23 protein-coding genes are annotated in these 23,787 nt (G+C 47.5%); 10 read left to right on the top strand and 13 right to left on the bottom strand.

What is annotated here, in order from left to right:
* Positions 1–18: 18 nt before the first annotated feature.
* The 3 genes from RSC70_RS16500 to manX all read right to left on the bottom strand — a co-directional run bounded on the left by RSC70_RS16500 (position 19) and on the right by manX (position 2,720).
* On the bottom strand, positions 19–882 hold the full coding sequence (locus RSC70_RS16500) for a PTS mannose transporter subunit IID (protein WP_025796822.1): 864 nt from the start codon (positions 880–882) through the stop codon (positions 19–21).
* A gap of 15 nt (positions 883–897) precedes the next feature.
* Positions 898–1,695 (bottom strand): PTS mannose/fructose/sorbose transporter subunit IIC, encoded by a 798-nt coding sequence (locus RSC70_RS16495; RefSeq protein WP_008813635.1) that lies wholly within the window; start codon positions 1,693–1,695, stop codon positions 898–900.
* 65 nt (positions 1,696–1,760) lie between these two features.
* Positions 1,761–2,720 carry a PTS mannose transporter subunit IIAB gene (manX, locus tag RSC70_RS16490; protein ID WP_025796819.1) on the bottom strand — a complete coding sequence of 320 codons (960 nt, stop codon included), beginning with the start codon at positions 2,718–2,720 and terminating at the stop codon, positions 1,761–1,763.
* Positions 2,721–3,412: 692 nt separating this feature from the next.
* Between manX and RSC70_RS16485 the strand changes: the two genes are divergently transcribed.
* Positions 3,413–4,972 (top strand): TerC family protein, encoded by a 1,560-nt coding sequence (locus RSC70_RS16485; protein ID WP_063587039.1) that lies wholly within the window; start codon positions 3,413–3,415, stop codon positions 4,970–4,972.
* Between the two features lie 75 nt (positions 4,973–5,047).
* On the opposite strand, the gene RSC70_RS16480 is transcribed toward RSC70_RS16485, so the two are convergent.
* From RSC70_RS16480 to celB, 6 genes are all read right to left on the bottom strand, one after another.
* A complete protein-coding gene (locus tag RSC70_RS16480; RefSeq protein ID WP_332543020.1) occupies positions 5,048–6,616 on the bottom strand; it encodes an EAL domain-containing protein in 1,569 nt (522 codons plus the stop codon).
* 332 nt (positions 6,617–6,948) lie between these two features.
* Positions 6,949–7,260: a PTS lactose/cellobiose transporter subunit IIA gene (locus RSC70_RS16475; RefSeq protein WP_025796815.1), complete on the bottom strand. Its 312-nt coding sequence runs from the start codon at positions 7,258–7,260 to the stop codon at positions 6,949–6,951.
* A 2-nt stretch (positions 7,261–7,262) separates the two neighbouring features.
* A complete protein-coding gene (locus RSC70_RS16470; protein ID WP_332543019.1) occupies positions 7,263–7,574 on the bottom strand; it encodes a PTS sugar transporter subunit IIB in 312 nt (103 codons plus the stop codon).
* Position 7,575: 1 nt separating this feature from the next.
* Positions 7,576–9,057, bottom strand: a complete 1,482-nt coding sequence (locus RSC70_RS16465; protein WP_332543018.1) for a leucyl aminopeptidase family protein — start codon at positions 9,055–9,057, stop codon at positions 7,576–7,578.
* Entirely contained in the window at positions 9,050–10,015 is a 966-nt protein-coding gene (locus tag RSC70_RS16460; protein WP_332543017.1) for a N(4)-(beta-N-acetylglucosaminyl)-L-asparaginase, read from the bottom strand. The genes RSC70_RS16465 and RSC70_RS16460 overlap by 8 nt, the downstream gene beginning before the upstream one ends.
* A 35-nt stretch (positions 10,016–10,050) precedes the next feature.
* Positions 10,051–11,331 (bottom strand): PTS cellobiose transporter subunit IIC, encoded by a 1,281-nt coding sequence (celB, locus tag RSC70_RS16455; RefSeq protein ID WP_040044860.1) that lies wholly within the window; start codon positions 11,329–11,331, stop codon positions 10,051–10,053.
* 168 nt (positions 11,332–11,499) lie between these two features.
* On the opposite strand from celB, the gene RSC70_RS16450 reads away from it, so the two are divergent.
* Positions 11,500–12,372: a hypothetical protein gene (locus tag RSC70_RS16450; protein WP_332543016.1), complete on the top strand. Its 873-nt coding sequence runs from the start codon at positions 11,500–11,502 to the stop codon at positions 12,370–12,372.
* A 123-nt stretch (positions 12,373–12,495) separates the two neighbouring features.
* On the opposite strand, the gene sdaA is transcribed toward RSC70_RS16450, so the two are convergent.
* The 3 genes from sdaA to pabB form a co-directional block, all read right to left on the bottom strand.
* Complete coding sequence (gene sdaA / locus RSC70_RS16445) at positions 12,496–13,860, bottom strand: L-serine ammonia-lyase (protein WP_332543015.1); 1,365 nt, start codon at positions 13,858–13,860, stop codon at positions 12,496–12,498.
* Positions 13,861–14,519: 659 nt separating this feature from the next.
* Entirely contained in the window at positions 14,520–15,092 is a 573-nt protein-coding gene (locus RSC70_RS16440; protein ID WP_282814193.1) for a CoA pyrophosphatase, read from the bottom strand.
* Complete coding sequence (pabB, locus tag RSC70_RS16435) at positions 15,089–16,483, bottom strand: aminodeoxychorismate synthase component 1 (RefSeq protein WP_332543014.1); 1,395 nt, start codon at positions 16,481–16,483, stop codon at positions 15,089–15,091. Before pabB ends, RSC70_RS16440 begins: the two co-directional genes overlap by 4 nt.
* Before the next feature lie 188 nt (positions 16,484–16,671).
* On the opposite strand from pabB, the gene RSC70_RS16430 reads away from it, so the two are divergent.
* Positions 16,672–16,878: a YoaH family protein gene (locus RSC70_RS16430; protein WP_046457022.1), complete on the top strand. Its 207-nt coding sequence runs from the start codon at positions 16,672–16,674 to the stop codon at positions 16,876–16,878.
* 42 nt (positions 16,879–16,920) lie between these two features.
* Here RSC70_RS16430 and purT read toward each other — a convergent pair whose 3' ends face one another.
* Complete coding sequence (gene purT, locus RSC70_RS16425; protein WP_332543013.1) at positions 16,921–18,099, bottom strand: formate-dependent phosphoribosylglycinamide formyltransferase; 1,179 nt, start codon at positions 18,097–18,099, stop codon at positions 16,921–16,923.
* 433 nt (positions 18,100–18,532) lie between these two features.
* Here purT and cfa point away from each other — a divergent pair, with 433 nt between their 5' ends.
* The 7 genes from cfa (at position 18,533) to RSC70_RS16390 (ending at position 23,776) form a co-directional block, all read left to right on the top strand.
* Positions 18,533–19,684 (top strand): cyclopropane fatty acyl phospholipid synthase, encoded by a 1,152-nt coding sequence (gene cfa / locus RSC70_RS16420; protein ID WP_332543012.1) that lies wholly within the window; start codon positions 18,533–18,535, stop codon positions 19,682–19,684.
* Positions 19,685–20,249: 565 nt separating this feature from the next.
* Positions 20,250–20,459, top strand: coding sequence for a transcription antiterminator/RNA stability regulator CspE (gene cspE, locus RSC70_RS16415; RefSeq protein ID WP_004094959.1), 210 nt, complete (start codon positions 20,250–20,252; stop codon positions 20,457–20,459).
* 82 nt (positions 20,460–20,541) lie between these two features.
* Positions 20,542–21,051 carry a GNAT family N-acetyltransferase gene (locus RSC70_RS16410; protein ID WP_332543011.1) on the top strand — a complete coding sequence of 170 codons (510 nt, stop codon included), beginning with the start codon at positions 20,542–20,544 and terminating at the stop codon, positions 21,049–21,051.
* 98 nt (positions 21,052–21,149) lie between these two features.
* A complete protein-coding gene (locus tag RSC70_RS16405) occupies positions 21,150–21,455 on the top strand; it encodes a YebG family protein (protein ID WP_025796792.1) in 306 nt (101 codons plus the stop codon).
* A 39-nt stretch (positions 21,456–21,494) separates the two neighbouring features.
* Complete coding sequence (gene yqfB / locus RSC70_RS16400; protein WP_040044868.1) at positions 21,495–21,803, top strand: N(4)-acetylcytidine aminohydrolase; 309 nt, start codon at positions 21,495–21,497, stop codon at positions 21,801–21,803.
* A 102-nt stretch (positions 21,804–21,905) separates the two neighbouring features.
* Positions 21,906–22,265, top strand: a complete 360-nt coding sequence (yebF, locus tag RSC70_RS16395; protein ID WP_040044869.1) for a protein YebF — start codon at positions 21,906–21,908, stop codon at positions 22,263–22,265.
* Between the two features lie 623 nt (positions 22,266–22,888).
* Complete coding sequence (locus tag RSC70_RS16390; RefSeq protein WP_332543010.1) at positions 22,889–23,776, top strand: EAL domain-containing protein; 888 nt, start codon at positions 22,889–22,891, stop codon at positions 23,774–23,776.
* Positions 23,777–23,787: the final 11 nt, after the last annotated feature.

The following is a 23,787-nucleotide window of genomic DNA, read 5'->3' as shown; positions in this document are numbered from 1 at the left end:
ATCCGGCTATTCATACGATTACAGACCGAGCAGACCGATCCAGTAGCCGAAGATACCGATGAAGAAGAAGCCAATAATGATCCACAGTGCGTTGACTTTCTTACGCAGTAGCCACATACAGCCGAAGGTCAGCAGCAGTGGGATCAGGCCTGGCATCAACTGGTCCAGAATGGTCTGAACCGTGGTTACCGTGGTGTGACCGGTTTGGTCAGTGATGCGGGATACCACAAGTGGAATGTTGACATGCGTCCACTTGTTAACCAAGGCCCCCATAACAAACAGACCTAGGATCGATGCCCCCTCCGTCAGTTTCTGCAGGAAGCCACCGCCCATATCGCTAACGATATCAACACCTTTCTTATAACCGTAAGCTACGCCGTAGTAACGAACCAGCAGGCGAACCAGGTTAAACAGAACGAAGAACAGGATAGGGCCCAACAGGCTACCGGTCATCGCAATACCTGCACCTAACGCTGCAAATACAGGACGTACGGTACCCCAGAATATTGGGTCACCCACGCCGGCTAACGGCCCCATCAGACCGACTTTGATACCGTTAATGGCACCATCGTCGATCGGAGCGCCGTTTGCACGCTGTTCTTCCATTGCCGCTGTAACACCCAAGATAGGGGCCGCAACGTATGGATGTGTGTTGAAGAATTCTAAATGACGCTTGATTGCTTGCTTGCGTTCATCTGTATTCTCTGGGTACAGGCGACGGATAACCGGCACCATGGAGAAACAGAAACCCAATGCTTGCATACGTTCAAAGTTCCAAGAACCTTGAAACAGGTTAGAGCGCAGGAATACGCCGCGCAGATCGCCTGCGGTGAGTTTCGTTTCAGTTTTTGGAGTTGCAACTGATGATGTTGTATCAACCATTTCTCTCACCCTTTCCTAGTCTAATTCGTTATCAAGGTCGTTATTGCCGGCAGCAACTTGTACAACCTGAGATTTGTTGTATTTAGGACTGAGCTGGATATACAGAATAGCCATCATCAGACCCAGAACACCCAACGCAACCAGGTTGAAGTTAGTGAACGCAGCGGTAACGAAACCTAAATAGAAGAAAGGCATCAGGTAGCCAGCACGCATCATGTTGATAACCATCGCATAACCAACAACGACGATCATGCCACCCGCGATAGCCAGACCAGAGGTCACGACTTCAGGGATTGCATTCAGCATGGTGTGAACAGCATCAGTACCTACAGAGATTGCAACAACAACCGCAGGGATCGCGATACGCATTGCTTGCAGAATTAACGCAGAGCAGTGCAGAACGCTAATCGCACGCAGGTCGCCACGCTCGGCCGCGCCGTCAGCCGCGTGCTGGAAGCCCACGGTGATAGTACGAACGATGATGGTCAGAACCTGACCTGCTGCTGCCAATGGAATGGCCAGTGCGATACCTGCACCAACGCTTTGTCCACCGGCGATAACCAGAATGGTGGAGATGATGGAGGCCAGTGCCGCATCGGGTGCAACAGCCGCACCGATGTTCATCCAACCCAAAGCGATCATTTCCAGAGTACCACCGATAATAATACCGGTTTTCATGTCACCCAGAACGATACCGATCAGGGTACAAGCTACCAGTGGACGGTGAAACTGGAATTCATCAAGGATGGAGCCCATCCCTGCAATACACGCAACAATAAATATCAGTACAATCTGAAGAGTTGTAATCTCCATTGCACTTCTCCTCTAACCAAAGAGCTGAGTTTAAAAACACGAACCGGCAAGTGCGCGATTCAGCGTTAGTTCATTTTATTGATTAATTCCATCATCTTCAGACGACTATCGCTGGAGACCTTACGGACTTCCAATTCAATGCCGCGTGCATCCAGTTTTTTGAATGCTTCGATGTCTTTCTCGTCTACGGATACTGCGTTGGTGATCTGGGTTTTGCCCTGACGGAACGCCATACCACCGATGTTTACAGTCGTGATGTTCACACCGTTTTCAACTAAACGAACCACGTCGGTTGGGTTAGTGAAAAGCAGCATGACACGGTCGCGGCCGTAAGCTGGGTTGTTGTAAACACGGATCATTTTTTCGACGTCAACCACGTGAGCGGTAACGCCTGGAGGAGCAACCTGTTTTAGCAGGGTGGAGCGAACGTGGTCAGCTGCAACTTCATCACTGACAACGATGATGCGGCTCACGTTAGTTTCTTTTGTCCAGCGAGTAGCAACCTGACCATGAATCAAACGGTCATCAATACGTGCTAAACCGATCTTCATATGGTCTTCTGGGCTCATTGGAGCCTGAGGTGCTTTTGGCGCAGCCGGTTTTGGCTGTGGTTTGGCAGCTTCAGGTTCTTTTGCACGCAGAGCTCGGACGCCTTCACGGCCTGTTTCCAGCGCTAATGCAACCAACTCGTCAAAGCTAGGGTCATCGTCGCGAGCCATGAACGTTTCTACCAGCATCGGAACGTTGACGCCGGTAATGACTTCATAGTGCTCTTTGTCCGTGACAATACGGCTTGCCGCGTTGAAAGGACTTCCGCCCCAAGTATCAACCAAGAAGATCACGCCCTTGCTGGTATCCAGATGGGTCAATCTCTCGTTGTACTTTTCAATTAACGTTTCAGCATTTTCACCGGGAACGAAATCGATGTAGGCGACGTTGCTTTGTTCGCCTAGCAGCATTTCTGCGGTTTTGAGCAATTGCTCAGCCGCTGCCCCGTGAGTGCCGATGATAATAGCAATACTCACTCGCTACCTCCTCTCTACTTGCTAGCATGCTTTTACGGTGTGAAATAACTCACTTTCTCAGCATGGAATTAAGTCAAAAAACCGTTTGTAGATACGTCCTTGTGGAGTAACTGCTCGCCAAATAATTCTTGGATCTCACTGATGAATGCTAAGTATCTTAAGTATCAATCAGTTAGCTTCATGAATCGATTCAGGCGAAAAATCCCAAATCTTCTTTAGCGAGATTTATTTTAGTCAGTAAAAAAATAATTTATGTGACGACCATCTGCTATTAGCACATGTAAATTATAAGAAATATTTAGATGCTGGATTTGTGCGCAATATGAGTAACAGAGTATTGACAAAAAATGACAAAATGTGTGCGCTGATGCTCTTTTGGATAGCTTTATTTCTTGTTAGCATAAAGTTTCTTATAACTGTCAGGAGTATTGGGTTTAACCCACCGTATGGACCGTCCCCGACGCCCTTTAATTTCTTCGCTATTCTCTACACTATTCTTTATGCCCGGTGATGTTTTGTTCCGTGGCTTGTCTTTGCTGAATGCATGTTTTCCTCATGTTTTGCGTTTTATTGCAGGTCTTTGGGAATCAAATCTTGGTTTTAGCCAGTTTACAAACGGGCTGAAACGTCGTGTACAGCAAGATCCTGTTGCCGTTCAACAATTCTCTTTTCACATTAACGCGGAATAAAACATGGAATTTTTACTCGATCCGTCAATTTGGGTGGGTTTACTCACGCTGGTGGTTCTCGAAATTGTTCTGGGCATAGATAATCTGGTATTCATTGCGATTTTGGCAGACAAGCTACCGCCGAAGCAGCGAGATAAGGCGCGTATTATTGGCCTTTCTTTGGCGCTGCTGATGCGATTGGGGCTGTTGTCCGTCATCTCTTGGATGGTAACGCTAACCCGTCCGTTATTTAGCGTAGGTGATTTTAGCTTTTCAGGGCGAGATTTAATCTTGCTGGTCGGGGGGCTGTTCCTCCTGTTTAAAGCCACCATGGAGTTACATGAACGGCTGGAAGGGCAGACCCATGAGGTGAACAACCGTGGATATGCCAGTTTCTGGTCGGTGGTGGTGCAGATCGTCATTCTTGACGCGGTGTTCTCGCTTGATGCGGTGATTACGGCCGTGGGCATGGTCGATAGCTTGCCGGTGATGATGTGTGCGGTTGTGATTGCAATGGCGATTATGCTGCTGGCTTCTAAGCCACTTACCAACTTTGTGAACGAACATCCTACCGTCGTGGTGCTATGTTTAAGCTTCCTACTGATGATTGGTTTGAGTTTGTTGGCAGAAGGTTTCGGCTTGCATATTCCGAAAGGTTATCTGTATGCGGCGATCGGTTTCTCAATTCTTATCGAAATGTTTAACCAAATTGCGCGTCGTAACCACATCAAACACGAGCGTCGTCTCCCAATGCGCCAGCGTACTGCCGAGGCCATCATTAGCATGATGGGCGGTAAGAAAGATAAGCAAAATGGGCACCGTAGCGAAGACGTGGTCGCCACCAAAGAAGAAGAGACTTTTGCCGCCGAAGAGCGCTACATGATTAGCGGCGTGCTGACGCTGGCTTCACGATCTTTGCGTACTATCATGACGCCGCGTAATGAAATAACTTGGATAGATTGCCAGCGCACGCCGCAGGAAATTCGCAGCCAGCTCCTGGAAACGCCTCATAGCCTGTTCCCTGTTTGTGATGGTGAATTAGACCAGTTGATTGGTATTGTCCGCGCCAAAGATCTGCTGGTGGCGTTGGACGAAGGGATCTCCGTGGCTGAATATGCCGCGAAAAGCGCGCCGATAGTGGTGCTGGAAAGTTTGGACGTAATTAACGTGCTAGATGTATTGCGTCAGGCAAAAGGGCGTTTAGTCATCGTGAGCGACGAATTCGGTATGGTTCAAGGTTTAGTGACGCCGCTGGACGTATTAGAAGCGATTGCGGGTGAATTCCCAGATGAAGATGAAACGCTTGATGTCATCAAACAGGAAAATGGCTGGTTAGTAAAAGGCGGTACCGATCTTCATACCTTGGAGCAGATGCTGGGCTGGGATGGCTTAGTCAGCGAGTCTTCCTCAGATTGTGCTTCGGTGGCCGGTTTGCTGTTGGCTCATTTCGATCAGATGCCGCAGGCCGGCGAGAAATTAGAGCTGCACGGTCTCCGCTTCCAAGTTATGGAAGTTAAAGACTACCGCATTGAGCTGATTCACATTGAGCGCATTAAAATGCCTGATGAGCACGAAGAGGAATAACAGCCGTTAATAACAATCGTTCCTAGTTACCGTTAATACTTCCCTCCCAAACGGGAGGGAAGTTTAATAACGTAATCAATCATCCTGCTTCGGTTTGGCATATTGCTGAGCCAACCACTGTGGAAACTCTGCAATCGGCATCGGACGTGCAAAGTAAAATCCCTGCATCGCACAAACGCCTAATTGGCGCAGATAATCAGCCTGCTGGCGAGTCTCAACCCCTTCAACGATGAGCTTCAATTTGAGCTCTTTGCCCAACGCAACAATGCTGCCGAGCACTTTGGCATTGATGGCGTCTGTACCAATGGTTGCGCAGAACGTCTTATCAATTTTCAACACGTCGGGGTGCAGGTTTTGCAGGTAACTCAATGAACTATGCCCCGTGCCAAAATCATCCAGCGCGAGAGATGCCCCCATCGCGCGCAGCTGGGCTAGCTGGGTATAATCCGCTGGCTGCAATTCCGAGCGTTCTGTGAGTTCTAGCATAAGCTTTGTTGCGGGATTAAATTGATACCACAGTTTATGCAGATCGCGCGCAAGCTGGCCTTGAGCAAAATGTTCGGCGGCAATATTAATACTGATATAAAAATCAGGCGATTGTGGAAACAGGTGCTTGTTTTGTTCCAGCGTATACAGAAGGTGTCGTGTGAGCGATTGTACTAACCCATGCTGCTCGGCCAGAGGAATAAAGATATCCGGTGAGATCCAACCTTGGCGCTCATCATACCAACGCAGCAGGATCTCCACTCCGTCACATTCGCCACTCTGGCTTTGGATAATCGGCTGGCAATAAAGTTGGAATTGCTTACGCTGGATCGCCGAAGAAATGTGATAGGCCAAATTCATCCGGTTAGCCGAAACCATAAAGACAATAATACCGGCGAGTAAAAAGACCAACAGCGAAAGTGGAATGTGCTGAGGAAGCGAGCGTAGCGCGAGCTGCCAATCAGGATCGGAGAAAACCCCAACGGAATAAGCATATTGACCAGAATTCAGCGCGACGCTGGGTTTATCCGTGATATCTCGCGTTTGGCGAATCATCTCTTGCCCATAAATCAACGTCTGTCCTTCAACGTTGAGTGCCATGTAATTCACATAGGGCTTTTGCGGCTCAAGAATGAAGCTCGACAACATGGCGATATGAAACACGTGAATCATGCCGCTGTGAGGATCAGTGCGAGTTGGCACCCAAAAAAGCAACGTAGGGCTTCCACGTTTAACCAACAATGCGGCTTTAAGCATCAGGTTATGACCGGGCTTAGCAAAGGTGGGGAACATCACTTCGAGCTGATAGTCGCGGTGGCCGAACAGGCTAGAGCAAAAAATAACGTCATTTTTAACCAACAAAATAGCCCGTACGGTCTGTAACTGAACTGACATGTTTAGCAAACGTGGCTGAGCCTGAGGACAACTGCTGTTGACCAGTTCGTTGTGGGTGGTTGAAATTTCATTGGCTGAGTTAAGCAGGCGGTCGATTTGTTGTACGGCAGAGAGGGCGGCCTTATGCTGCGCGGTGTGTACGGTATCTAGCTCTTGGCTGTAGCGTCCACCCATGGAAATAGCAAAAGCAAACAATCCTGCTCCAGCGGCGAGCAGTAAACGGTACAAGCGATACTTTTTAACTGCCACCTTCGAGAAGCGCATCAAGCATCCTTTGACAGGAAAATCCTAGCCAACATACAGTCAATGAATTGTTCACTCTTTGCGTAAGTGTAGCTATTGAAAAGAAAATGTGGATGGATAGTAGCGTAAATATCAATGAGAGGTCGATATTGTAAAGATAATAAAACCGTTACGTGATTAAAAAACGGCTAAATTAGGATTTATCTACGCAGAACTTACTGTTTTCTATACAGACTTAGAGAAAATTCCGAATCGAGAGTGGCGTGTTTTTTTATGAAATACGTCAGTAATATTAATAAATTTTTCAGACACAGGCTTAAACCCCCCTTACTTTTAGTAAGGGGGATGTTCATTTAGTGCGCGAATTGTTGGTGCAGGGCGATAATTTCACGGCCTAATTCCATCAACATAATGGCATTCATTAGATGATCTTGCGCGTGAACCATCACCAAATGCACAGGGATTTTTCCTGTTCCCTCATCCATTTCGATCAGTTTGGTTTGCACGTGATGGGCTGAAGATAATGCCTCTTGTGCCTGCTGCATGTAGATTTCGGCCTGAGCAAAATCTTTTTCTTCACGAGCGCAGCGAATGGCCTGAAAAACTAAGCTACGTGCATAACCTGAGTTTGCAATGAGCTCCATCACTTCATTTTCGAGATCCATGCTTAAGCCTCTTCAATCAATGCTAAGGCCTGATCGAGTACCTTATCGCCTTTCATGGTGCCGTAGGCCATCATATCGATACAGGCGATTTTCTTGCCGTGCTCCTGAGCGATTTTTTCGCATTCAGGCAGCTTATAGCGGATCTGTGGGCCTAATAAGGCGACGTCAAAATCAGCAGCACAGGTCTTGTAATCACGGACTGATTTTGCACAAATTTCAGCGTCGATGCCGCGTACTTTAGCTGACTCCAGCATTTTCTTAACCATCAAACTGGTCGACATACCAAGATCACAAACCAACAGAATTTTTTTCATGTTATTTCTCCAAATCTTCTATCAAATGCTGCATTAAAAGAGGGATAGGGCGTCCAGAGGCGACGCTTCGGCCACCTTCGCGCCACAGCGCGGTTCCACTAATATCGAGGTGCGCCCAAGGGATATCTGCTGGGCAGAAACGGCTCAGGAAATAAGCCGCCGACGTGCTGATGGCGGCGTTGTTAGTCGGGGTATTGCAAACATCGGCAATAGCGCTTTCAACCTGTGGCGCAAAGCGCGGGTCGAGCGGTAGTGGCCACACCTCATCGTGTGCGTGTAGTCCTGCTTGAATGAGGCTGTGACTGAGTTCAGGATCTTGGCTCCATAACCCGCTGAGGTCGTAGCCCAGAGCTTTGACGACGGCACCGGTTAGCGTCGCCATATCGATGATGTACTGCGGCTGCTGATCGTCTAATGTGAGTTTGCTGGCATAAGCAATGGCATCGGCTAAAACCAGTCGTCCCTCTGCGTCGGTGTTGTTAATTTCAACACTAAGCCCCGCATAACTTGTGACAACGTCACCTGGGCGCATAGCTTCTGGCCCTATCATATTTTCAGCTAGTGCCAAGACGCCAATCAGGCGTACTGGCAGCTTCATTTCGGCGGCTGCCAGCAGTAATCCTAAGACGTTGGCGGCACCGCACATGTCATATTTCATGGTGTACATGCCTTCGCCGCCTTTGAGCCACAGCCCACCGGTATCGAAGGTAATTCCCTTACCTACATAGGCGCTGAATGGCCCGTCAGCGCGGCCTTCATAGCGTAGAATCATCAGCCGCGGAGGGTTGGCGGCACCTTTGCCCACCGCATGTAACAGACCCAAACCTTGGCGTTCAATCTGTGCTTCTTCCAAAATTTCACAGCGTAGCGTTCGATGCGGCGCGATGATTTTCTCTATTTCCGTTACCACAAATTCAGGCGTGCATGTATCGCTGGGAACGTCTGCGATACGTCGAGCGGCGATCATGCCTATGGCGGATGCTTCAGCCTGACGGCGTATTTTCTCTACCGCAGCGTGATCTTGTGGCTGACAGCAAAGGGAGATGTGTTTAATCCGAACCGTAGGCTCAGTGCGCGTTTTGAGCCCTAAATCGCTCAGTTGATAATCCAGATTAAACAAGAAGATCAACAGTGAAGAGAGCATGGCACGGTGTGCACTTTTATTGGTATCCCACAGGCTGCAATCAATAATAAGTTCGCTGCATGCCGTTTTACGTAACAGAGGGCGTAGCGCGGCATGGAGCTTATAGGTCGTCGAATCTAACCAATGATCTTCGGGTAATAACGTCACTCGACCAAAGGGGGCACAACCGTAGGCACAATCGGCAACGGAGTTTACCGCGTCTTTTTGCAGAGCCGATAATAGCGAAGCATTGATTTCGGCTTGTGTTAACAGCGCGCTGTCAGCAAATGAAATCAGGTGACTATCCTGATTAGATAACGCGCCATGTGAGGCCGCGTTTATTATCTGAGACTTAATCATATTGAGGTTCTCCGATAGGTGCGCGGATCCGCGCCGCATAGTCATTCATCCATGCATCATCGGCAGGGATATAGTGGGTGCGGTCGGATTGACGCTCGGCGAGGTAAACGGTAGGGGGAAGATCGCGTGTGGCGACAACAAATGAAAATGTTTTGATATTGGTGGAGACACCAAACTCACCCAGTTTGTTCATGCAGACGACTGACAAATCCCCCACGCGACCAAAGCGCGCCATGAGTTTGTCTTCGAGCTCAAATATCACCGAGTCAGCGGCGTCCTGTGGTGTCATTCCGCCTTCCATGCGTCGCACGATCTCGTAGCTGGTACAGCCTTTCATCAAATCTTCGCCAACGCCGGTGGCGGTTGCCGCACCAATTTGGCTATCACAGTAGAATCCGGAACCAATAATAGGGGAATCGCCTAATCTGCCGCGGCGTTTCATGAATAAACCGCTGGTGGACGTTGCCACACTCATCGAACCACGGGTATCCAGACCAATCATGCCGACGGTGTCATGGCCATCGTAGGGGCTAAGTCCCTGATCGATAGTTTCGCGACAGCGCTTGCGATAGTGTTGCATGGCGCGCTCGGTGAGCATGGTTTTTTCGGCAAATCCCTGACTAAGCGCCCATTCACGCGCACCAACGCCAACCAGCAAACTATTGAATCGCTCTCGACTCAGCGCATGGGCCACGCGAATGGGGTTGGCGATATCAACCAAATTACCCACGGCGCCGAACGCTAAGGTATCGCCATCCATGAAAGCGGCGTCTAATTCAACTTCACCGTTTTCGCTGGGCAAACCACCATAGCCTACGGATTTATAAAATGGAAAATCCTCAACGTCGGCAACGGCATTGACCACGGCTTTGGCTGATCGTTCCCCCTTCTCCAGCAGGGTGCTGGCGTGTGTGATGCCTTCTAGCGCCATGCGCCATGTTGCGATCATTCCCCACATGTAAAGCTCCTAATTCTTTGTATAACAGACATAATCTATTGTTTTTCAGCAACGCAATATTGTTTATCCAGAATGCGTAGGAAGGGCAGATACAGCATGGCGCCAATCAGCAGGTTGACGATTTGCATCAGGCTACCGCTGATATGACCGGTGACGATAAACCCGCTGATGACCGGCGGTAGAGTCCAAGGAATAAACACGCCGGTGGTAACGGCAACCATGCCGATTTTCATGGCGATGTATTGAACGGTCACCAGAACCAAGGGAACCAAGTTAAACGGGATCAGCATGATCGGATTCATGATGATAGGCAGGCCAAACAGGATCGGCTCATTGATGTTAAATACCGAGGCACCAGCGCCTAATCGAGCAACCTCACGCATACTTTTGCTGCGGGCAAAGAAGAGCATGGCGATGACCAGCGAGAGCGTCGCCCCCGCGCCACCCATCCAGACCATATCGAAAAACTGCTCGGTAATAATGTGCGGCGGTGTGACACCAGCCTGAATGGCCGCAATGTTGTCGGTTTGGTTTTCCATCCATAGTGGGCGAATAATGCCGTTCACCATTGAACCGGAGTTAATCCCAACCGACCATAGTATGGTGATCGAAAGCACCGTTAGCAGCGCGCCAACATAGGAGGTGCCAAAATGGCGCACCGGTGTAGCAACCACTTGGTAGATGAACTGATGAATGGTTTCGTAATGCGTATGCTCGAAAACGATGCGAATGGCTAACACCAGTACGATCACGACCAGCGCCGGTATTAATGCAGCAAAGGATTCCTGTACCGCCGGTGGTACGCCTTCCGGCATTTTGATAACCAGTTTTTTGCGCTTTAAGAAGCAGAACAGCTCGGTCCATAGCAGTGAACCGATCATGGCAACAAACAGCCCCTTACTGCCGATCCACTCGGTGGGAACCACGGTAATATTGCCGAGCGCCTCTACCTTAATGAAAGGCGTCAGGATCAGAAAAGAAACCAGAGCCAAAATGCCGCAGGATACGCGGTCTTCTTCATAGTGTTCCGCTAGTCGATAGGCGACCAGAAAACTGATGAACAGCGACATGGTTGAGAAGACAGCGTTAAACGGGATTTCAACGATGTTGCTCCATGTTGCGCCAAACATGCCGGTCATAAACTGTTGATAGCTTTGGCTTGGAAATGACGAAATGATCAGTAAAACGGAGCCGACAATGATAAATGGCATGAATGAAACGTAAGCGCCACGTATTGCACACAGATGCCGCTGCTGTGCAGCCTTGGCCGCCAGTGGCATCAGTTTCGCTTCAAGAAATCCTAAAACGTTGCTCATAGAGAACTCCGTAAATTGCTTTTAATGATGAAGTAACGGGATCTTAATGCGGCGATTATGTGTGAATGAGGTGATGATAAAGTTGCGTTAGTTCACAATGTGACGGTTACAACAAACAAGTCTCACATGATTGGATATCATTGATTCGATCGTTCGAGGAGGTCTGAAATGGAAATAAAGCTACACGCTAACGCGACAACAACCCCCAGAGTTCGACGGTATATCCAGCAGTCTGACAAGAGCGATCGGGTGCTCGCACAAGAGCTTGGCATTTCGGTTGCGACGGTGCGTCGCTGGCGTCAGCGGCAAAGCGTTGCCGATCAACATACGGCACCTAAAAATGTGCACAAGGTATTGAGACCAGAACAAAGCATGCTGATCAACTGGCTGAGACAAAAGCTGATGATCCCACTCGATGAGCTGGTTACGTTGGTTAATTCAGGGATGCAGCAAAGTGTTTCTCGTGCGGGTTTAGACCGCTATATGCGGCGTGCAGAATTGGCACATATGAACGTGCTAGAGGCGCGAGAGCTGCGCGGCAAAAAAGCGGTAAAGGCCGGAATGAACGTAGGGAAGCTGCGTTTATTCTATCAGCGTGTGAGTTTGCTGCCTGAAGACGGCGGTGAACATCATATTCTGTGGGCGCAAGAGGAAGTGAGCGGCTGGATAGCCGCACGTGCTTACGCGGGGGCATCTCCAACGTTGGTGGTGCATTGGCTAGAAGCGATGATGAAGATCACGCCGGCTGATATACAATCTGTTGAGACTGAAAATAAGAAGCTATTTGGTAATGAATTGTCGCCCGATCATCCATTACAGCAATGGAGCGCTGAACATGGGTTACCATTGACGCTAAGAGCAAGCGACACCGCTGATATTACGCTACGACTGGAGTGCTTCTTAAGTGAGCTCATTCCTGCCGTCGGGGATATTGGCCTTGATGATTATCTACAGCAGATATGCGAACAGTATAATCACCGCTGGCCACAGAAAAAACTTGGTGGTTTGACGCCGGAGGCATTTTGGCGAGAGTTTGCTTAGTAAGTTTTTGTAGGAATGAAAAAGCCCCAAGCCGTTATCAGTTTGACTGATAGCACGCTTAGGGCTTTAGGCTTATCGACGCAATCTAAATGGCATTAGCCATTGCGCGAGTTTAGCTACGGCTTAATCACACTGAACTTTAATCGCCAAGCCGCCACGCGAAGTTTCACGATATTTCGCGTTCATATCTTTACCGGTTTCGTACATGGTTTCGATGACTTTATCCAACGAAACACGCGGTTCTGAGGTACGTTGCAGCGCCATACGTGAAGAGTTGATGGCTTTCACCGAAGCAATGGCGTTACGTTCAATGCAAGGCACTTGTACCTGACCCGCAACCGGGTCGCAGGTTAAGCCCAAGTTGTGCTCCATGCCAATTTCTGCCGCGATACACACTTGCTCAGGGCTGCCGCCCATCAATTCTGTCAGACCCGCTGCGGCCATCGAACAGGCTACACCGACTTCACCCTGACAACCTACTTCAGCACCGGAGATTGACGCATTCATTTTGTACAGAGCACCCACCGCGCCGGACGCCAAGAAGTAGCGCACGAAAACGTCTGGTGTAACGGGTTCGATAAAGTGGTCATAGTAGGCCAGTACGGCAGGGACAATGCCACATGCACCGTTGGTTGGCGCAGTAACAACACGGCCACCGGCGGCGTTTTCTTCGTTAACCGCTAAGGCAAACATGTTCACCCAGTCGATCACCGTCATCGGATCTTTATCATATTTGTCGGTGGTGACGAGCATACGGCGTAATGCTGATGCACGGCGCGGTACACGCAGTGGACCAGGCAGAAGACCTTCAGTATTTAAACCACGGTCGATACAGGCCTGCATGGTTGCCCAAACGTCGCCAAAATAAGCATAAACTTCATCTTTGGTATGCAGAGCGAGTTCGTTTTGCATAACGAGACCGCTGATAGACAACCCAGTCTCTTTGCAATGATCCAGCAACTCTTGCGCGGAGTGGAACGGGTAAGGCACCGTCACGCCGCCCGCGCTATCTTTACCAAAGTGCTCTTCGTCAACGATGAAGCCGCCGCCGATAGAATAATAAGTTTTGCTATACAGCAATTTTTCGCCTGCAAATGCATGGATTTGCATGCCGTTTTCATGCAGCGATAGGTTATCGCTACGGAAGTTAATCCCGCCTTCGCGTGGGAAATCAACCTCATGCTGGCCATGAGCCAACAGCAGGCGCTGACGTTGCTCTACGTCGCGAATAAAACCCGGAATTGCATCGATATCCACGGTATCAGGCATGTTGCCTGCGAGTCCCATGATGATAGCAATATCAGTGTGATGGCCTTTACCGGTGAGGGAGAGAGAACCATAAACATCGACGGAAATGCGCGTGACAGAAGGTAGCAACCCTTTATCAATCAGATCGTCGACAAACTGTTTGCCGGCTTTCATCGGGCCCACGGTATGTGAACTGGAAGGGCCGATACCGATCTTAAACATGTCGAAAACGCTAATCACGTTGGGACTCCTTAGTAGACATTGCTTTCAGAAACACGTAGCCGCGCTTCGTGAAATACTGTCTTTATATAAAAGTTATTAGACTGCGGAAAACGGATTTGCCACCGTTAGTCCGTGGTGTTTTTTCTGGTGCTGTTTGCTTTAACGTTCAATGCGCTTGCTGCCGTGGAAGCAGTTTCACATTATAAAATTTAATGTAAGAATTCGCATATTGCTCACGCCATGACTAAAGCGCGCCAACAATAGCCGAACTTAACGGGTGACGCACGTTCAATCCTTCAATTTATCTACAACAAACGCAAAAAAATTGATTAACCCTACATCGGGTGAGGTCTGTACGCCGATTTATGCGACAAATAACCTGCACTGGTTCGGCATTTTCCTACCTGTGAAAAGATAATCTGACTGAAATATCTGTCACTACAAACAGGCTAATTCATAGTGGCTTATCTATGATATTGCGACATATGCCAGATAAATCAAGTAATGGGCCACGAATTTACCCGTATTTACCAAGGTTTGTAGGGTTTACTTTAGCGGATAACAGAAAAAAGAGAGTGATAGGGATCGAGGAATCTCTAATCCATGTCGATGAGGGAATAAACTAACCCTATTGTTGAGATATCGGATTAGTTTGTTTGATGATTAGTTAGGGCTGGCTAAACGTGGATCTGCTGAGCCAGTCGGCGAATAATTGCGGCCGTCATACCCCAAACAAAAAAATGCTCATACCAAGACAGGTAGACTCGGTGGCTATATCCGCCGCGGTGTATATCTAGCGGATGATATCGGGAAAGGGCGAGCGCTTCCCGCAGCGGCATTTCGAAAACGGCAGCTACTTCGTCTTCACTGGCGATAGGGGTGATACTGGGAGGCAAAAGTCCAACCACGGGAGTAACCCGAAAGCCAGTGATGCTATCTACCGCCGGTAGCTGTCCGATAATGTGAACGCTCTCGGGAGGTAGCGCGATCTCTTCCTGAGCCTCGCGTAATGCCGTCGCAATCAAAGAGCCGTCGGTTGCATCCGCAGCACCTCCCGGAAAAGCCACCTGCCCAGCATGTTTACGCAGATGGCTTGAACGCTGAGTTAGCAACAGCGTCGGCTCCGGGCGATTAACAATAGGGATCAGAACGGCAGCTTGGCGCAGATTATGACCTTCATTTGTTTGGATGGGAGCCTGCAACTGAAAGCGCGCCACAAACTCGGTGAGTTCAGGAGAAAGCCGCATCATGCTGACACCTCTACGTCGCCAAGGATCGGCAAAATTTTCCCGACTTTGTCGAAGGTTTCTTGGTATTCCGCATCGACTTGACTGTCAGCAACTATGCCACCGCCAGCCCAACAGTGGATCTTGCTATCCTCAGCCAACAGCGTGCGTATGGTGATACTGGTATCCATATTTCCACAGCAGCTTATGTAGCCAATACTGCCGCAGTAGACATTACGTCGCTGAGGCTCTAATTCTTCAATTATATGCATGGCGCGAATTTTTGGCGCTCCGGTGATTGAACCGCCGGGGAAACACGCGCGTAGTAGATCTGTTGCATCGAGATTGTTTGGCAGCGTTGCGGTGATCGTGCTTACCAAATGATGTACCGCGGGGAAGGGCTCCACAACAAAGAGCTCTGGAACGCGCACGCTGCCCGCTTGAGCGACGCGTCCGACGTCATTGCGCATGAGATCGACAATCATCAGGTTTTCTGCCTGATCTTTACGTGAGCTTGCCAGTTTCTTGGCCTGTAACTGGTCGGCTAGAGGGTCGGCTAAGCGTGGCAACGTACCTTTAATGGGGCGCGTTGAGATATTTTTCTGTTCCAGCTGTAAAAAACGCTCGGGCGATACGCTTAAAATGGCGCTTTCAGATAAGCGTACAAACGCTGAAAACGGGGCTTTATTTTGCTCATTCAAGCGTAAAAAAGCCTGCCACTCATCACCTTGGTAGCTCGCGCTGAAGCGTTGGGTCAAGTTAATCTGGTAGCAGTCGCCCGCATGAAGATAATCATGAATGCGGGCAAATCGCTGGCTATATTCTTCCTGGGTTAAATTGGCTTGCCAAGATGACGTTAACTGGAAACGAGAAGGCTGCGGCGTTTTGACCTGAGCGGCCAACCACGCAAGGCGTGATTGAGCGTCGCCATGAACGAATAAGGTTAAGCGTTTTAATTTGTGGTCGGCAACCAATGCCCAATCATAAATTCCCACGGCCATATCCGGCGTTGATAAATCGGCAGCGGCTCGTTCAGGTAGGGTTTCAAAACGTCGGCCAAGATCGTAACCCCAGAGACCGACGGCACCACCGCAAAACGGGGTATCGGCTTGTTCTGACATCGCTGGAAGCAAACGCGATAGCTCCGCTTGAACCAAACGCAGAGGATCTTGCTCGCTAAAACGTATATTGCCGTTTTCGGCGATGGCAGTTTGATGCCCTCGGGTGGTTAAGGTTAGCAACGGTTGGGCGACTAAAATATCAAACCGATTATGGGGATGATTAGCGCCGCCGGAATACAGCAGCATTGCCCAAGGTTGCTGCGCGAGCGGAGCAAAATAATCCAGCATGGCATCCGGTGTATAGTCTAAATCAATACGCGATAGTGCAGCAGGTGAAGAGGTTATGGCAGTCATGGACGAGAGATCACTTTTATAGGTATGCAGATATTTTGGTTCAACGTCGATGTTGATATGACAAAGATAAGACTATCATAAATTACAGGCAAGATTAGCGGATAAATGCCCCTGCATTATCTAGGCTTGTGCGCGGTTTGCAGCTATACTCTTGCCCCCGTATTACCATTCAGCAGCAGGAGTTATTGATGAACAGCGGAATGCCAGCGTTATCACATACAGAACAGCAAGAGGCTGCCGATCGCATTCATAAACTGATGGAGCAAGGGATGAGCAGCGGCGAAGCCATTGCTTTAGTCGCAGCGGAAATCCGTGCTAACCACACTGGCGACCATATCAAAGTCTCATTTGATGATGAAGATGAAAACGAAAACGAAAGTCAAAACGAAGAATAGTCAGTAATGAAGCGGCGCGGAGAGTTTCCGCGCCCTGATGTTTTATCCTTTCACTACCACACAACCGCTGACTTGCTTGGCAAGTGCAATCGCTTTATCAATCGTCTCTTCATACGCTAACGCAACGCCTAAACGGCGGGTGCCGTCGATTTCTGGTTTGCCAAACAATCTTAACTGCGTTTGTGGCTTGAGTGCCTGTTTCACGTTTTCGAAGACAACATCGTTGCTGTGCAAACGTGGCAGGATCACCGCAGAGGCGCTAGGGCCAAATTGGCGAATATTACCGATAGGTAAACCAAGAAACGCACGAACGTGCAGCGCAAACTCTGACAGATCCTGAGAAATCAGCGTTACCATGCCAGTATCGTGTGGGCGTGGAGAGACTTCGCTGAAAATGACATCGTCGCCACAAACAAATAGCTCAACGCCAAATAGTCCATAGCCACCCAAAGCCGTGACGACTTTACCCGCGATCTCCTGAGCTTTCGCGAGTGCGTTGTCGCTCATCGCCCGAGGCTGCCATGATTCGCGGTAGTCGCCGTCTTGTTGACGATGACCAATTGGCGCACAGAAATGTAAACCATCACAGGCATTAATGGTGAGTAAGGTGATCTCAAAATCAAATTTCACCAGACCTTCAACAATCACTTTCCCTTGACCCGAACGGCCACCAGACTGGGCATATTGCCACGCGCTAGCCATTTCATCGGCATGGCGAATCAAACTTTGGCCTTTGCCGGATGAGCTCATCACGGGTTTGATAATGCACGGCAGACCAATTTCTTGCGTAGCTGCGTTGAATTCGTCCTCTGTTTCGGCAAAACGATAAGGAGAGGTGGGCAATTCTAGTGTTTCAGCCGCCAGACGACGGATGCCTTCGCGATTCATGGTGAGCTGGGTCGCTCGGGCACATGGGACGACTTTTTGTCCGTCGTTTTCCAACGCAACCAGCATCGATGTGGCGATAGCTTCAATTTCTGGCACGATAAAATCTGGACGCTCACGCTCGACCAATTCTTTAAGGGCCTCAGCGTCTAGCATGTTTATCACATAGCTACGGTGGGCAACCTGCATGGCGGGCGCATCGGCATAGCGGTCAACGGCTATAACTTCAATACCTAAACGTTGGCATTCGATAGCCACTTCTTTACCTAATTCACCGGACCCTAAAAGCATGACGCGAGTGGCGTGTGGGCGGAGCGCAGTTCCAATCGACAACATAATCATCATCCTATGAGCTTGCAAAAAATCGATTGCAGTATATACGAAAACGTTTGCGTGTCAGTAATTCGATTTAATTCGCACCATGAAAATAACGTTGGGCTGCCAATTTTGCTCAGGTCTGAGGAACACGATAGGTCAGCCAAACTGGGGTGAAATAACATATGTTGCTAATTATTTATTTCGGAGATTAATTATATTTATATATGAGTTTCGGTTGGATGCAGGCAACAGACAAAAAAATACGTTGCTAAGTTCAATCAGCTTATCGCAGGTTGATTAAGTTAATTTTCATTTGTATGATGAATGTATTGTATGATAAATACAGCTATCGGCGAGGGTGAATCCCTGTTTGGTACTGAATTTTGAATAATTAAAACAGCAATAGCCGTGCAGCTGGAGGGTTAGCGCGGTATAGGGGAGAAAGTGAACCATGAGTTCGACGTGTGTTGTTGAGACAGAATTAAAAGAAGACAATTGGTACAGAATTGCAAAGGAAATGCTAAGTCAGGCCGGAATTACAATTAATGGGACTCGGCCACAGGATATTCGCGTCAAAAACCCCGAGTTCTTTCATCGCGTGTTGCAAGAGGGGTCGTTGGGGCTTGGCGAGAGCTATATGGACGGTTGGTGGGAGTGTGATCGTTTAGATATCTTTTTCCAACACATTTTAGCCGCTGAACTTGATGAGCATTTGCCGAAACATTTCAGTGATATTGTACGAATTGCTTCAGCTCGCATTTTTAATTATCAGACCCGGAAACGTGCATGGATCGTGGGGAAAGAGCACTACGATCTGGGTAACGACCTATTTAGCAGAATGCTCGATCCGTATATGCAATACTCTTGCGCTTACTGGAAAGATGCAGAAACGCTGGAGCAGGCTCAGCAGGCAAAATTGCGGATGATCTGTGAAAAACTGCAGTTGAAGCCGGGAATGACCTTACTGGACATTGGCTGCGGCTGGGGAGGATTGTCACAGTTTGCGGCGAAAGAGTACGGTGTGTCGGTGAAAGGGGTGACGATTTCTGCTGAGCAGCAAAAAATGGCGCAAAAACGTTGTGCAGGCTTAGATGTCGAGATTTTGCTACAAGACTACCGAGACTTAAACGAAAAATTTGACCGTATTGCTTCTGTTGGGATGTTTGAGCACGTGGGGCCAAAAAATTACCGTACCTATTTCGAAGTGGCCGCGCGCAATCTAAAACCAGATGGGCTTTTCTTGCTCCACACCATCGGTTCTAATCAGACTGACCTGAACGTCGACCCATGGATCAATAAGTACATCTTCCCGAATGGCTGTTTACCGTCGGTGGCACATATTGCTTCGAACAGTGAAGATTTGTTCGTGCTGGAGGACTGGCATAATTTTGGCGTTGATTATGACCGTACATTGATGGCTTGGTTTGAAGCATTCCAGAAAAGCTGGCCGGAAATTAAAGACAACTATAGCGATCGATTCTATCGGATGTTCACTTATTATCTTAATGCGTGCGCAGGGGCATTTAGAGCAAGAAACATCCAACTCTGGCAAGTCCTTCTAAGCCCTAAAGGCGTGGAAGGTGGAATTCGTGTTCCTCGCTGATAATGAAGGGGGTCCGCAGTGTTGATTGCGGATCCTGTGTTTATTATATATTCGTGTAATAAAAAGATGACAGCGACGCGCTGTTTATTTCAGTCTGTTATTCAAAGCCTTGTTCGTTTGTTTTATCGACATCAAAGTTATATTTGTGATGTACATCGCTATTTTATTTATGAATGTTTTTGCGTATTAATAAAAAATAATGTAAGCACTGTGTGTTTTTTTACTCTGTTGATTATTAACAGTTTATTTTTTAGTTGCTGATTATTGCATAGGCTAATATTTGTCAATATATAGAATTAGAACAGACTGTACGTACAGTATTTATAAACAAGGCTATCAGCCACGAAATATTTGCGCTGAGCATGAAACTATGCGTTAATACTGACGCCTGAAATGCTGATGTAATCATATCGTTTTTGTTTGCTTAATGATTCGGCTTATATTTCTGCCTATTCTTAAATGGGCGTTTAATTAACCGAGCGTTAGGACACGATTCGTCTAGGTTATGTTAGTAAACGGGTCTACCATGCCTAACGGCAAGTAATTTTAAGTAAAGGAAAGTTAAATGAGCAAGAAAACTGGTCACGTTAAATGGTTCAACGAAAGCAAAGGATTTGGCTTCATCACTCCAGCTGATGGTTCCAAAGATGTATTCGTCCATTTCTCTGCCATCAAGAGTGACGGCTTCAAAACTCTGGCTGAAGGCCAGCAGGTAGAATTCGCCATTCAGGACAGCCCACGTGGCCCGTCTGCGGCTGATGTTATTGCGCTGTAATTAAGCTGATACTATCATGCTGACAAAACCCGCCGAGTGCGGGTTTTTTGCATTTTAGCCTCAGAATGGATAGAACCAAGCAATGACTAATGAAAACATAACGTTCCAGTACGCAGAATTGCAGCATCTTACGATGTTGGCCGAAGTGGAACGTCTCGCCGCCGCACAGTTTCCCGCAGACCGACTCCCAGAATCTTTACGCAATGCTACGCTATCTGCTGAGCGCTTATTGCTGGCACATGAGGCGCAAAACCTGTGGGTAGCCATCCGCAATGAGAAACCTATTGGCTTTGTCATGCTCGAGGTTATCGGTGAATTCGCTCATTTAGCTGAGGTGAATGTGCTACCCGCATTCAGCCAGCGCGGAATCGGGCACTATCTGGTTGATCACGCTTTAGTTGCAGCTCGCCAGCGTGGTTTCAGCGGCGTAGGACTGACAACGTTTCTAGATTTACCTTGGAATGCGCCTTTCTATCAGAAAGTCGGCTTTACGCTGGTGGGGGATGAGCAATTTCCTTTCTTAGAACGCGCGTTGCTGGAAGAACGCAGTGCAGGGCTTATTCAGCGAGTGGCGATGTTCTACTATTTCTAAACATTTATGTCTAAACGTCACTTTTAATCGTTGTCAATTTTGCAGAAAGAGATAAAAATAAACATACTGATATTATATACAGTATTTCGGAGTGGTTTATGAGCGTTGAAATTCAGTACGTGGTAGTTCGTGATGGAGTAGAAAAAATGACCTTTGCCAGTAAAAAAGAAGCCGATGCTTACGATAAGATGCTGGATCTGGCAGACAATTTAAGTGAGTGGCTGGCGGATTCATCTGTTGATTTAGAAGACAGCGTTTTGGAATCGCTCAGTTTTTACCTTGCAGAGCATAAAGATCAGCTTTCGTTGCTGCTGCGTGGTAACTCTCTTGAATCGCTAAAAGCAGGCGACGAAGAAAAAAATACGCCTAAAAAGGTAAAAGTTGCGATTGATAACGCCGCCTAGTGTTTTAGTTCACATATTATTTACTTTTCTGGATCTAGAATGAAACGTGAGATAACATTTTACCGTCGTTTTGAAGCTGATATTTTGTCAGGTAAGAAAACCATCACGATCCGTGATAGCAGCGAGTCTCACTTCGAGAAAGGAGAGTTGCTCAGCGTGAGTCGCTATGAAGACGGGGTCTATTTCTGCACGATCGAAGTTGAGAGTGTAACCCCTGTGTTGATGAGTGAACTGACGGAGCTTCATGCGGCGCAAGAGAATATGACACTGGACGAGCTGAAGCAGGTTATCAGCGAGATTTATCCAGGGCTTAATGAACTGTATGTGATTAGTTTCCACATACGTTAGCGCGCTTTGCCGTGTTCAGGCACACAGAGCGTGCGTTCATATCATGGAATAGCCATCGGCTGCGGGGAAGATCTCTGCGCCAAAGCTAAATGAGGATTGAAAATGAACAAAATTACGTTAGGTGTGGCTGGATTAGCGTTGGCGCTTTCGGCGGGTGTTGCTCAAGCTCAGCAAAGTGAGCAGCGGGTGGTTACCATTGCGAACTGTGAGCAAACTACGGCAACCCAGCTTTCTACAATGGTGAAGAACGACTTCTTACAAAATCGAATTCCGCGCTGGGCTGATGATAAGGCGCTGCTGGGCACGAGTACGCCAGTGGTGTGGGTGAATCAGGATCAGGTTACCCAAAAGGGGAATGACTGGGTGCTTAAGCTCACCGTACGCGGTACAAAAGTTGACAAAAACTATACCGTTAACGTTGATTGCAAAGCTGGCAAACTCGAATATTCCCACCCAGAATAAAGCTTATTTTTGTATCATCTAAAACCTCTTTATTAAAGTTAAAGAGGTTTTAAAATTTCTTTTTAGGAAAAACCACAAAGTCCATATGTATTAATCTCAGTTATAAATCTTATTCCTATTAAATTTTCCCGTTATTGCCCTGATAGACATGGATTTAAAATCCAAAGCGCAAAGAAACATTTTTGACTATAAATATGAAGCTAATAAATATCTTGAGCTGAGCATTTGACTTAGTCCGACATCATGGTCTAAAAATTTTGCTTATTAGGGTAAAAGTGCTAACTTGTATGTTTCTCACATCAGAGAATATAATGTAAAATAGTTTTGCGATAAAGCTTATCTTTTTGAAATTTAAGACTTATTGAGATATCTTCTCGTTTTGCTTGGTGTAATTTATCTCTTGATGTCATGGCCGAGAGTGCTATCGAGTATACACATGTTATTTTACGATAGATGTGATGTTTGGTAGCGATAGGCCGCCATTTTAATGTGCAAACTCGGTGGTAGGTTGTAGGAATATTCACTATTTCTTTAGGATTGTAATTTAAGTGTTTTGAGATTAGCGAATTCTAATCTGAATGCAGTTAAATCAAGCATCATTTTATTAATAATTAGATAACAAAATGAATAATAAGCACTATAATATTTTGGGTGTTTTAGACCAGAGTGTTTCTCCTTTGGAATTAGAGATGGCATTGCAAACAGCGTTGCAATCGGCCTTCACTGAGCATGAGTTTTATTTAGACTATCAAGCACAATGCAATATTAATGGCACCTTATTAGGTGCTGAAGCCTTAGTTCGTTGGCGTCATCCTCAGCAGGGGACGCTTTTGCCCTATGAATTCTTAGACTCTTTAGAACGTTTTGGTTTGATGCATGCGTTGAATCTTTGGATTGCTGATAATGTTTGCCAATTGCTGCAACGCGTACATCGGGAAATATCCCCTGACTTAATATTGTCATTCAATTTGCCATTAGCTCAACTTTACACAACTGAATTCACTGAACAGATTGGTAATGTTTTACAGCGCTATAGTATTCCCGCAAATAGGTTAGTCATTGAGTTGCTCGGTGATAATGATTTGTTTAGCGATCCGTTAATCATGTCGGAATTACATAAACTTCGTGCATTAGGTTGTGGGTTGTCAGTTGACCACTTTGGAGATAACTATCAATTACTTTCTTTGATAGCCGATTTGCCGTTAACGCAGATCAAAATTCCCGGCGAGCTTATCCATGCCATGCAAAATCCTGATGCCTGTTTGTTGGTTGAGCATCTCATTTTGATCGCCAATGCGTTGAATATGAACGTGATAGCAGAGCATGTTGAAACAGAAGAGCAGTTTAAAGCGTTGGCAGCGTTAGGCTGTCCAGCGCTGCAAGGCTACTATCTTTTTAGCCCGATGAATGAAAAAAACTTTTTTATCGTATGTAAACAGCTTACCGAGATCCGCAGGTCGTATAATAATGTAGAGAGAGGGGAGTTATCTCCTGTCGACTACAAGCGTTAATTTTTGCCCTT

The organism is Hafnia sp., from assembly GCF_036648275.1.
GTDB classification, from domain to species: domain Bacteria; phylum Pseudomonadota; class Gammaproteobacteria; order Enterobacterales; family Enterobacteriaceae; genus Hafnia; species Hafnia alvei.
The sequence above is the reverse complement of the archived record's forward strand: the minus strand, read 5'-3'. Positions and strand labels throughout refer to the sequence as shown.